The sequence below is a fragment of the Streptomyces sp. NPDC041135 genome, from assembly GCF_055592085.1.
Genome location: NZ_JBVIYZ010000016.1, coordinates 1 through 11,335 on the forward strand (window position 1 = coordinate 1; position 11,335 = coordinate 11,335).

Consider the following 11,335-nt stretch of genomic DNA (forward strand, 5'->3'; position numbering starts at 1 on the left):
ATCTGGCGTTGACTTTTGGCACGCTGTTGAGTTCTCAAGGAACGGTCGCTTCCTTTGTACTCACCCTCTCGGGCTTTCCTCCGGGCTTCCCTTCGCTGTGCTCAACTCTACCAGTGTTTTTCCGTCTCCCTGACCACCCTCCCGCAGGCATGCGGAAGCGATCCGGAGATAGGATCTGACGAGTTGAGTGCTGCTGAGCAAGCACGCTGGATCGCGTCGCTCGGTCTCAAGCAGGGGTACGACAGTACACGGGGCCTCGAAGCGGGTGCAAATCCATGGGGTTGGTGGTCTAGACCACCAACTGGTAGCTTCCATACGGAACCGCCCCTTCACCTGACATACCCTGCTGCTCAGTGCGCCGTCCCTGGACCGCGACGGCCCGGTGCAGCCCCATCCTGGAGGCTTCTCATGACCAGCGTGTCGTCCCCTCTCGCCGGGCGTGCCATCGGACTGGCCGCCGTGCCGGACCCGGTCTTCTCCGGGGCCATGGTCGGCCCGGGCACCGCCATCGACCCCGAGCGGGAGCCCTCCGAGGCCGTCTCCCCGGTGGACGGCGTCATCGTCTCCCTGCACCCGCACGCCTTCGTCGTCGTCGACGAAGAGGGCCACGGCGTCCTCACCCACCTGGGGATCGACACCGTGCAGCTCAACGGCGAGGGCTTCGAGCTGCTCGTCAACAAGGGCGACACGGTGCGGCGCGGTCAGGGCATCGTGCGCTGGAACCCCGCCGCCGTCGAGGCCTCGGGCAAGTCCCCGGTGTGCCCGGTCGTGGCGCTGGAGGCCACGGCGGACGCCCTCTCCGGCGTCCGTGACGCCGGGGACGTGAAGGCCGGCGACAACCTCTTCGACTGGCAGTGACGGCAGCGCCTCGCTCGGCGCACACGACAACCACCGCGGCGGGGGCCCGCCGCACTATCGGAGACGGGTGAGATGGAGACAACGCTGCGAGGCGTCGGCGTGAGCCACGGTGTGGCGATCGGCGAGGTTCGGCACATGGGGACGGCGGTGCTCGAACCGCCTGCCAAGCAGATCCCGGCGCAGGACGCGGAGCGCGAGCAGGGGCGTGCCCGTACGGCTGTCGAAGCGGTGGCGGCCGATCTGACCGCGCGCGGCAATCTGGCCGGTGGTGAAGCCCAGGCGGTGCTCGAGGCGCAGGCCATGATGGCGCTGGACCCCGAGCTGATGGCCGACGTGGACCGCCGTATCGCTGTCGGCAGTACCGCGGAGCGTGCCGTGTACGACGCGTTCGCGGCCTACCGCGAGCTGCTGGCGGGTGCCGGTGAGTACCTGGCCGGCCGGGTGGCCGACCTCGACGACGTGCGCAACCGGATCGTCGCCCGGCTGCTGGGCGTGCCCATGCCGGGTGTCCCGGACAGCGACGAGCCGTATGTGCTGGTGGCGCGTGACCTCGCGCCCGCCGACACCGCGCTGCTGGACCCGACGCTGGTGCTCGGCTTCGTGACCGAGGAGGGCGGGCCGACCAGCCACAGCGCGATCCTGGCGCGGGCGCTCGGGGTGCCGGCGGTGGTGGCACTGCCGGGAGCCGGTGAGCTGGCCGAGGGCACGATGATCGCCGTCGACGGCAGCACGGGCGACATCTTCGTGAACCCGAGCGAGGAGAAGAAGGCGCGACTGGAGGCGGCTGCCGCCGAGCGCAGGGCGGCGCTCGCGGCCTCGACGGGTCCGGGCGCCACGGCCGACGGGCACAAGGTGCCGCTGCTGGCCAACGTCGGCGGCCCGGCGGACGTGCCTGCCGCCGTGGAGGCCGGGGCCGAGGGTGTGGGTCTGTTCCGCACCGAGTTCCTGTTCCTGGACGACAGCAGGAACGCGCCGTCCGAGGAGAAGCAGGTGGAGGCCTACCGGCAGGTGCTGGAGGCGTTCCCCGAGGGCCGGGTCGTCGTGCGGGTGCTGGACGCGGGCGCGGACAAGCCGCTGGAGTTCCTGACGCCGGCGGACGAGCCGAACCCGGCGCTGGGCGTGCGGGGGCTGCGGACGCTGCTGGACCACCCCGACGTCCTGCGCACCCAGCTGACCGCGCTGGCGAGGGCCGCGGAGGGGCTGCCCGTCTACCTGGAGGTCATGGCGCCCATGGTCGCCGACCGGGCCGACGCCAGGGCGTTCGCGGACGCCTGCCGTGCGGCCGGGCTGCGGGCCAAGTTCGGCGCGATGGTGGAGATCCCGTCGGCGGCGCTGCGGGCGCGGTCGATCCTGCGGGAGGTCGAGTTCCTGTCGCTGGGGACGAACGACCTGGCGCAGTACACGTTCGCCGCTGACCGGCAGGTGGGTGCGGTGTCGCGGCTGCAGGACCCGTGGCAGCCCGCGCTGCTCGACCTGGTGGCGCTGTCCGCGGAGGCGGCCAGGGCCGAGGGCAAGAGCTGCGGGGTGTGCGGCGAGGCGGCGTCCGACCCGCTGCTGGCGTGTGTGCTGACCGGACTGGGGGTCACCTCCCTCTCGATGGGTGCGGCGTCGATCCCTTACGTCCGGGCGACGCTGGCGAAGCACACGCTGGCGCAGTGCGAGCGGGCCGCGGCGGCAGCGCGTGCGGCGGACAGTGCCGAGGAGGCGCGCGGCGCGGCGCAGGCGGTGCTGTCCGGCGAGTAACGGGGCCGGTCCGCCGCGGATCGGTCGTGCGGGGGCGTTCCGCCGTCGGGCGGGGCGCCCCCGCCTGCGTTCAGTGGTGGTGTCCCGTCCGGTCGTCCTCTTCTCCCAGGTCGGGCGGTACGCAGTATTCGACGCCCGGTTCGGGGGAGATCAGGTCTCCGGACTCGGCGTCGGTGCAGTAGGCGTCGAAGACCTCGGCGGCGGTGAGGGGCCGCAGGCCGTCGCCGCGCAGCCGCCAGCCGCAGACCCGGTCGGCGGCGCCGGGGGTGGTGGTGCGCATGACGAGCCCGCCGGGGCCGCGGGTGGCGAGGCCGAGGGCGAGGACGCTGGTGAACTCGAGCGCCTCCGCCTCGTCGAGGCGGGTGGTGCCGTCGGGCTCCTGGTCGGCGTGCAGGACGGCGACGAGCGTTTCGGGCGGTCCCGAGACGCTGCACACGAGGTGGCGGTCGCCGGGTGCGGCGGTGTCGAGGATGCGGGCGAGGAGTGCGGAGGCGCGGGTGAAGGCGGCGCGCCCGATATCCTCGCCGCAGGTCGGGCAGGGGCCGAGGCGGGCGAGGAGCGTGGTGGCGTACTCCCAGGTGGCCTGCCGGATCGCCTCGTCGACGAGGACGGGCACCAGGGTGTCGAGGGGCCTGCCGTCGTAGGGGATGGCCGGGCCGGTGGTGGCGAGTTCGGCGGTGAAGCGGCTGCGGCTCGCGGGTGCGTCCGGGTCGAGGCCGCTGTCGGCGCAGAACAGGGCGTAGTCCTCGGGGTCGAAGAGGGCCAGTGTGGTGTGGCTGCCCTGGGCGGTCCGGGTCCTCAGGAGTGCCTCGACGTGGTGGAGGTAGGCGGTGTGGTCGTCGAAGGTGAAGGTGCGGTAGCGCCGCATGGCGCGGAAGTCGTGTTCGTCGGTGAGCAGGCCGATCGTGCCGGCCATTTCGCGGTGCAGGACGCGTCGCGTGGTGCGGTGGTCGGTGTGCGCCATGTTTCCCCCTGTGCGCGGTCGATCAATGCTCACTCACCGTAACCGGCGGCACTGACAGTGGGGGGTGGGCGGGAGGCGGCCGGGCCGGTGACGCCGGTCCCGGACGGGCCGCCGGGGCGGTCGGGTCCGGGGCCGGCGGGAGCGGCGGGCGGTGTCCGGCGTGTGTCAGTTCCGCTTGCGGGCCAGCTCCTCGTAGAAGCCGAGGAGGGCGAGGTCGTCGATGGAGCCGGGGTTCACGGCCTTCTCCAGGGGCGTGCCCTGCAGCAGGCGTTTGACGGGGACCTCGATGCGCTTTCCGGTCAGGGTGTGCGGGACGCCGGGGACCTCGATGATCTCGTCGGGGACGTGGCGCGGGGAGAGCTGTTCGCGGATGGCCCGCCGGATGCGGTCGACGAGGCTCTCGTCGAGGGTGGCTCCCGGGGCGAGGTGCACGAACAGCGGCATCCAGTAACCGCCGTCGGGCTGTTCGATGCCGATGACGAGGGATTCCCGGATCTCCGGGAGCCGTTCGACCGCTTCGTAGATGTCGGCCGATCCCATGCGTACGCCCTGGCGGTTGAGCGTGGAGTCGGAGCGGCCGTGGACGACGACGGAGCCCCGTGAGGTGACGGTGATCCAGTCGCCGTGGCGCCAGACGCCGGGGTAGGTGTCGAAGTAGCTGTCGTGGTAGCGGCTGCCGTCGGGGTCGTTCCAGAAGCGGATCGGCATGGACGGCATGGGGTTGGTGACGACGAGTTCGCCGACCTCGTCGACGAGCGGCCTGCCGCTGGGGTCCCAGGACTGCAGGTCGGTGCCGAGGCCGGGCGCCTGGAGTTCACCGGTGTACACGGGCAGGGTGGGGACGGCTCCCGCGAAGCAGGAGCAGACGTCCGTGCCGCCGCTGACGGAGGCGATCCACAGGTCCTCGCGGACCTCGTCGTGCAGCCAGCGGAAGCCGTCGGGGGGCAGGGGCGAGCCGGTGGTGGCGACGCACTGGACGCGGGAGAGGTCGAAGTCGCGCGCGGGGTGCACCTCCGCCTTGCGGCAGGCCATGACGTAGGCGGCCGAGGTGCCGTAGAGGGTGGCGCCGGTGCGTTCGGCGATCCGCCACTGCGCGCCGGTGTCGGGGTAGCCGGGGCTGCCGTCGTACAGGACGATCGTCGTGCCGGTGAGGAGGCCGGAGACGAGGAAGTTCCACATCATCCAGCCGGTCGAGGTGTACCAGAAGAAGCGGTCCTCGGGACCGAGGTCGCAGTGCAGGCCGAGCTGCTTGAGGTGTTCGAGCAGGATGCCGCCCTGGGACTGCACGATGGCCTTGGGCAGACCGGTCGTGCCGGAGGAGTACAGCACCCACAGGGGGTGGTCGAACGGCACCTGGGCGAAGACGGGGTCGGTGTCGGCCGATGTCAGCGCCGACCAGTCCAGGGCGCCCTCGGGTGCCTCGGTGCCGAGCAGCGGGATGTGGACGACGGCGCGCAGGGTGGGCAGTTCGCGGCGCAGCTCGGTGACGATCTCGCGGCGGTCGTGTTCCTTGCCGCCGTAGCGGTAGCCGTCGACGGTGAACAGGACGACCGGTTCGATCTGCTGGAAGCGGTCGAGGACGCTGCGGGCGCCGAAGTCGGGGGCGCAGGAGGTCCAGACGGCGCCCACGGCGGCGGTGGCGAGGAAGGCGACCACGGCCTGGGGCACGTTCGGGAGGTAGCCGCTGACGCGGTCGCCGGGCCGTACGCCCAGGGCGCGCAGTTCGGCGGCGAGGGAGCCCACCTGGCGGCGCAGTTCGGACCAGGTCACCGGGGTCGGCTCGTGGGTCTCGTCGACGTGCAGCAGCGCGGGGTCGCCGGGGCGGTCGGCGGCGGCGCGCAGGGCGTGCTCGGCGTAGTTGAGGGTCGCTCCGGGGAACCACGCCGCGCCGGGCATCGAGCGGTCGCCGAGCACGCGCGCGTAGGGGGTGGCGAAGCGGACGTCGAACCACTCTGTGACGGCTTTCCAGAAGGTCTCCAGCGCGTCGACGGACCACTGGTGCAGTGCCGGATAGCCGCCTTCCGCCGGGGCGCCGTGGTGCTCGGCCGCCCAGGCCTGGAACTTCGTGATGCGTGCCTGGGCGATCCGTTCCGGATCCGGCTGCCAGAGCGGCTGGGGGTTCGCGGTCGACATGGGCGGCTCCCGGACTGTGCGCGTCGTGTGCGTCGGTCGCGCACGGGCGGGGTGTGCGCGTGACGCGGCTGACAGGGACGATGCCATGTGATCGACTTCCGCACCAGGGCGGGCCCCACATAGTCGGCGTCGTGAAGATGTGGTCCGGTCGCGGGTGAACGGAAGTTGAACGCCACCCGCGCGTGGGGCGGTCAGTGGCAGGGTGAGCGGCATGGACGGTCGTGACCTGGTGCGTTCGGTGAGGGTGGTCGGTGCTGGGCGGGCGGCTCGGGCGGTGCGTACCGTGCGGGCGGCTTGGCGCGGGAGGCGTGCCGGCGCCGAGGGGCTGCCCGCCGGGGCCGAGCGGGCCCGGGTGCCCGGGCCGGTGCGGGGGGCCCGGCCGGGCCCCGGGGGCGGTCTGATCACGTTCAGCCGCTCGGAGCTGCGGATCGTGGTGACGGTGGGCGGGGCCGTCTTCTGGGGCTGGGACGGGGCCGGGCCGGAGCCGTCGTACGCGCTGGCCGGGCGCTGTCCGGAGCCGGATCCCCGGGCGGTGCTGGAGCCGGACAAGGACGGCGGCTGGCGGGTGGTGGCGGAGCGGGTGACGGTGGTCGTCTCGCGGCACGGGGCGGTGCAGGTGTGCACGCCCGGCGGGCTGACCCTGCGGCGGGACATGCCGCCGCGCTGGTGGGACCCGGTCGGCGGCGGTCCGGCCCGGTGGACGCAGCGGTCGGAGGTGGCAGCGGACGCCCGTTTCTTCGGGCTGGGCGGACGGGCGTCGGGGCCGCGGCTGCGCGGGGGGACGTACCGGCTGTGGAACGCCGCTGCCGGCGAGGCGTCCGGCCCGGGCGGTGATCCGGCGCACCTGACCATGCCGGTGCAGCTGGTGGTGGCCGACGCGGGTGCGCACCTGGTGTTCCACGACACCTCCTGGGACGGGACGCTGACGCTGCGGGAGGGCGAGGAGGGCGCCGGGTCCGGGCACGACCGGGCGGGCCGCTGCGAGCTGCGGATGGACGGCGGTCCGCTGCGCTGCTGGGTGATGGCGGGCACCCCCGCGCGCGTGCTGCACGCCTGGGCGGCGTTGACCGGGGCGCCCGCGCTGCCGCCGGCGTGGGCGTTCGGCCACCATCACGTGGCCGCGGATCCCGGCGGCGAGCAGGAGGTGCGGCGGGCCGTCGCGGGCCACCAGGAGCACGGTCTGCCGCTGGACGCGGTCCACCTCGGTGTCGGGCACCTCGCCGGGCGGCAGGTGTTCACCGTCGACCAGGAGCGCTTCCCGAAGCTGCCGGTGCTCGCGGAGGAGCTGCGGCGCGACGGCGTCCGGCTGGTGTCGGTCGTCGGTCCGGCGGTGCGGGCCGCCCCGGGCTGTGCCGTGTACGACGGCGGGTCGGCCGTGGACGCCTTCGTGCGGGACGCGTCGGGGCGGCCGGTGCGCGGCCCGGGCGGGGAGTCGGTGTTCCCGGACTTCACGGACGCGCGGGTGCGCGCGTGGTGGGGCGGTCTGTACGAGGAGCGGCTGGGGCAGGGTTTCGCGGGGTTCCGGCACGACCTGGACGAGCCCGCGGCCATCGGTGAGCGGGTGCCTGCCGGCCCGGCCCGGCACGCGCTGGAGGGGCGCGGCGGAGACCGTCGTGAGGCGCACAACGTGTACGCGCTGTGCATGGCCCGGGCCGCGTACGAGGGGCTGCGCGCCCTGGCGCCCGAGGAGCGGCCGTTGGTGCTGTCGCGCTCCGGCTGGGCCGGACTGCAGCGCTACGGCGGCGTCTGGTCGGGGGACGTGGCGCCGGGCTGGGAGGGGTTGCGGGCGTCGGTGTCGCTGGTGCTGGGGCTGGGGCTGTGCGGGGTGCCGTACTCGGGGCCGGACGTGGGCGGCCCGGACGGCGGTGCCTCGCCGGAGCTGTATCTGCGGTCGTTGCAGCTCGGCGCGTACCTGCCGGTGTTCCGTACGCGCGCGGGGTGCGGGGAGCCGTGGGAGTTCGGCCCGCGGGTGCTGGAGCACGCGCGCGTGGCGCTGCTGGAGCGCCGGCGGCTGCTGCCCTACTTCGTCACGCTGGCGCAGCTGGCGCGCCGGACGGGTGCCCCCTGCGTGCGGCCCCTGTGGTGGGGCAACCCGGAGGACCGGGCGCTGCGCGCGTGCGAGGACGCCTTCCTGCTCGGTGACTGCCTGTTGGTGGCGCCGGTGCTGGTTCCGGGGGCCGACCGGCGTGCGGTGCGGCTGCCCCCGGGGCGCTGGTACGACACGGCGACGGGGCAGGCGTACGAAGGGCCGGGCACGGTGGTGCTCGACGCGCCGCTCGCCCGCGTCCCGGTCCTCGCGCGCGCGGGTGCGGTGCTTGCGGTGCGGGGCGAGGACGGTGGCCCGGAGCTGGAGGTGTGGGCGCCCGCGCCCGGTCGGACCGGGGGCGGGCTGGTCGTGGCGGATGCGGGCGACGGGTGGGCGGAGCCGGAGATCGAGCGCTACGTGACGCGCCGGAAGGGCGGTCGGGTGGTGGTGGCGCGGGACGGTGAGGCCGGGGCCGGGGAGCCGTCCCGCCCCGTGCGCGTGCGGGGTCTTGACTGAAGCGCTCGGCTCAGGCGCTCGGTTCAGACGTAGCGGCCCTCGAACCACGCCCGTGCGGCCAGGGTGTGCAGCGGGAAGGCGAGCTGCTCCGGCCGGCGCAGCAGGTGCCAGCCCTCGGTCTCGTCGGTGACGGCGGAGGCGGGGAGCCCTTCGGCGGGGCGTTCCGGAAGGAGTCCGAAGAGCAGGAGGTGCCCGTCGGGGGAACTCATCGCGTCCATCAGCCGCACGTCGCGGGCGGCCGCCTCGATCCCCGTCTCCTCCCTCAGTTCCCGGACCACGGCCTGCCGCCAGTCCTCGCCGTCGTCGATGTAGCCACCGGGCAGTGCGATGCCTCCGCGCGCGGGGGCGATGGTGCGGGTGATGACGACCAGGGCGGTGCCCTCGGTGTCGTAGACCGGCTGGAGGGCGACCGCCACGGGCAGCGGGTTGCGGTAGCCGGTGGTCCCGCAGGACGGGCAGGTGCGGGGCCATCCGGAGACGCCCGCTCCGTAGGACGCTCCGCAGCTCGAACAGTGCGAGCCCGGACCGGAGTTGGCCGTTGAGTGATGAGTTTCGGACACGCGCGGACTGTATCCGATCACGGAAGGACGTCCTCCGGGGGCTGCCGCCCGGTCGTCCGGTCGTGCCGGGAGTACCGGACGGGACCGGCGGGTTTCCACGCTGAGTGACCGGCCGGAAATCGTGCGTGAACGTCTCGTGAACCGGGTCCGGGGCATGCGGCGGCGGCGACATCATGCTGCCGTGCACTCCTGGACGGACACTCTCTGCTTCGCCTTCCAGCCGGTGGTCGACCTGACCACCGGCGCGGTCGCCGCACTGGAGGTACTGGCCCGCGCGGAGAGCGGCGACATCCTGGCCGAGGCCCGCCGCGATCCCGAACTGGACAGCAGGCTGGCCGTGTCGGCCCTGCGGGCGGCGGCCCGCAAGGAGGCGCTGCTGCCCCTGCACCTCAACGTGTTCGCGGCCACCCTCGCCGACCTCGGCGGCCTCGCCCCGCTGCACGACGCCGTGTCCGGCGCCGGGCGCATGCCGTGGGAGGTCACCCTCGACATCGTCCCCCCGTACACGCACGTGCCGCACCGGGCGCTGCTGGAGGCGGTGGGCGCGCTGCGCGGGCAGGGGTTCCGGATCAGCGCGGACGGCGTCGGGGACGGCGACCTGCCCCTGCGGCTGCTCACCGACCTCTCCCCCGACCTGGTCAAACTGGACGCCTCGCTGCTGACGCGGCCGCCCGCGGTACGGGCGATGCGGACGCTGTGCGAGCAGCTGGGCGCCCTGGTGGCGGTGGAGGGCGTGGAGAGCGAACCGCAGTGTGCCGCCGCGCGGTCCGCGGGCGCGCAGCTGGCCCAGGGGACGCTGTTCGCGCCGCCGGCCCGGAACCCGGTCGCGGACGTATACGTTCCGCCGCGTCCTCCCGCCGTGCCGGCCGTGCCCCGGTCCGGGCCGCCGGTGTGGCGGTTCCTGCGGCCCGCGGCGCTGCTGCCGGTCACCGCGTCGGTGGGTCAGGTGCGGGCGCTGCTGCTGGGCTCGCCGGAGGTGTCCGGGGTCCTGCTCGTCGACCGGGCCGGGGTGCCGGTCCGCTCGGTGCACCGCTCGCGGTTCCTGCTGACGATGTCGGGACGCCACGGGCACGCCCGGTACGCCGAGCGCCCCGCGTTCACCCTGGGGGACGTGCCGCGCACGGTCGGGGCCGACGCCACCGCCTGGCAGGTCCTGGACATCGTCTCGATCGGTGACCGGGAGCGCACTTCCGACGACGTGGCGGTCGTCGACGGTCACGGGCGCTGTGTGGGTGTCGTACGGCTGGCGGACCTCGTCCGGGCCCTCGCGGAGACCCGGCTGGAGGAGGCGGCCGGTTCCTGACGGAGGCGGCGTCCCGCACGCGCGCGTGGAGCGCCGCCCGCTGTCAGCCGGTGACGGCGCGGCGGCGGTCGGCCGCGTACGCCATCGCGTGCTGGACGACCCCGATGAGGACCTCCTTGACCGTCTCCCGGTCCCGGGCGTCGCACAGCACGACCGGTGCGTCCTCGTCCAGGTCGAGCGCCTGGCGGACGGCCTCGGCGGGGTAACGGGCGGCGTCCTCGAAGCAGTTGACGGCGACCAGGAAGGGGATGGAGCGCCGCTCGAAGTAGTCGACGGCGGCGAAGCAGTCCTCCAGGCGGCGGGTGTCGGCCAGGACGACCGCGCCGAGGGCGCCCTCGGACAGCTCGTCCCACATGAACCAGAACCGCTCCTGCCCGGGTGTGCCGAACAGGTACAGCACCAGGTCCTCGCGCAGGGTGATCCGGCCGAAGTCCATGGCCACGGTGGTGGTGTGCTTGCCCTCCACGCCGGTGACGTCGTCGACCGGACGCCCGGCCTCGGTGAGCACCTCCTCGGTGCGCAGCGGCCTGATCTCGCTGACCGCGCCGACGAGGGTCGTCTTGCCCACGCCGAAGCCGCCGGCCACGAGGATCTTGAGCGTGACGGGCTCGACCGGGGGCTTGCCGCGCTCAGAACGCCCGAAGATCATCGATCTCTTCTCCTGCTTGATGGGGGTCGGGCGGCGGTCGGCCGCAGCCGCCGCCACCGGGGTTTCGGGGCCGTGTCACCGCGCGGGGGTCTCGTCGGCGGGCTCACCTCGCCGGCCGGCGCGGACCGCGCGCAGCCGGTGCGGGCGGCCGGCGGCCTGTCACGTCACCGCTCCGCCGCGGCCGGTCACAGCGCCCGGAGGCCGTTGATCACGTCGCGCAGGATGCTCTCGTCGGGCAGTTCGGCCGGGGGCACCGGGCGGGTGACGTGGACGAGTTCCTCGTTCACGAGGTCACCGATGAGGACCCGGACCACCCCGATGGGCAGGTCCAGTTCCGCGGCGAGTTCGGCGACCGACTGCGGCGCGTCACGGCACAGCTCCACGATGTCCACGTGCTCCGGGGACAGCGTCTGGTCCGCTTCCGGATCGTCCGCGTGTGCCTCCGTGACCACCACCGCGATCAGGTCGAGGCGGTGCTGGGCCGCACTCGTGGTGCGGCCGCGCGTCATGGCGTACGGGCGGACGACCGGTCCGGCGTCGTCGTCGAACCAGTGGCTTCTTCCTTGACCGTCTCCGCTCATGT

At 73.9% G+C, this 11,335-nt stretch carries 8 protein-coding genes and 1 pseudogene; 4 read left to right on the forward strand and 5 right to left on the reverse strand.

Going from position 1 to position 11,335, the window contains the following annotated elements; all coding sequences use genetic code 11:
- The first annotated feature begins 408 nt into the window (after nt 1-408).
- Both ACZ6CZ_RS28220 and ptsP read left to right on the forward strand, forming a co-directional pair.
- The gene (locus ACZ6CZ_RS28220) at nt 409-858 is read left to right on the forward strand and encodes a PTS sugar transporter subunit IIA (RefSeq protein WP_469026633.1); all 450 of its coding nucleotides are present in this window, start codon (nt 409-411) and stop codon (nt 856-858) included.
- A 72-nt stretch (nt 859-930) separates the two neighbouring features.
- Nucleotides 931-2,601: a phosphoenolpyruvate--protein phosphotransferase gene (gene ptsP / locus ACZ6CZ_RS28225; RefSeq protein WP_469026636.1), complete on the forward strand. Its 1,671-nt coding sequence runs from the start codon at nt 931-933 to the stop codon at nt 2,599-2,601.
- A 70-nt stretch (nt 2,602-2,671) separates the two neighbouring features.
- Here ptsP and ACZ6CZ_RS28230 read toward each other — a convergent pair whose 3' ends face one another.
- The gene (locus tag ACZ6CZ_RS28230) at nt 2,672-3,565 is read right to left on the reverse strand and encodes a hypothetical protein (protein WP_469026638.1); all 894 of its coding nucleotides are present in this window, start codon (nt 3,563-3,565) and stop codon (nt 2,672-2,674) included.
- A 165-nt stretch (nt 3,566-3,730) separates the two neighbouring features.
- Entirely contained in the window at nt 3,731-5,698 is a 1,968-nt protein-coding gene (locus ACZ6CZ_RS28235) for an acetoacetate--CoA ligase (protein ID WP_469026641.1), read from the reverse strand.
- 211 nt (nt 5,699-5,909) lie between these two features.
- Here ACZ6CZ_RS28235 and ACZ6CZ_RS28240 point away from each other — a divergent pair, with 211 nt between their 5' ends.
- Nucleotides 5,910-8,240, forward strand: coding sequence for a glycoside hydrolase family 31 protein (locus ACZ6CZ_RS28240; RefSeq protein ID WP_469026643.1), 2,331 nt, complete (start codon nt 5,910-5,912; stop codon nt 8,238-8,240).
- A gap of 23 nt (nt 8,241-8,263) precedes the next feature.
- Here ACZ6CZ_RS28240 and ACZ6CZ_RS28245 read toward each other — a convergent pair whose 3' ends face one another.
- Entirely contained in the window at nt 8,264-8,800 is a 537-nt protein-coding gene (locus ACZ6CZ_RS28245) for an NUDIX domain-containing protein (RefSeq protein WP_469026646.1), read from the reverse strand.
- A gap of 181 nt (nt 8,801-8,981) precedes the next feature.
- Between ACZ6CZ_RS28245 and ACZ6CZ_RS28250 the strand changes: the two are divergent.
- Nucleotides 8,982-10,097, forward strand: a pseudogene (locus ACZ6CZ_RS28250) (EAL domain-containing protein); the annotation flags it as partial.
- 49 nt (nt 10,098-10,146) lie between these two features.
- Here ACZ6CZ_RS28250 and ACZ6CZ_RS28255 read toward each other — a convergent pair.
- A complete protein-coding gene (locus ACZ6CZ_RS28255; RefSeq protein ID WP_469026649.1) occupies nt 10,147-10,752 on the reverse strand; it encodes a GTP-binding protein in 606 nt (201 codons plus the stop codon).
- A 185-nt stretch (nt 10,753-10,937) separates the two neighbouring features.
- Nucleotides 10,938-11,333, reverse strand: coding sequence for a DUF742 domain-containing protein (locus ACZ6CZ_RS28260; protein WP_469026652.1), 396 nt, complete (start codon nt 11,331-11,333; stop codon nt 10,938-10,940).
- Between the last annotated feature and the right edge of the window lie 2 nt (nt 11,334-11,335).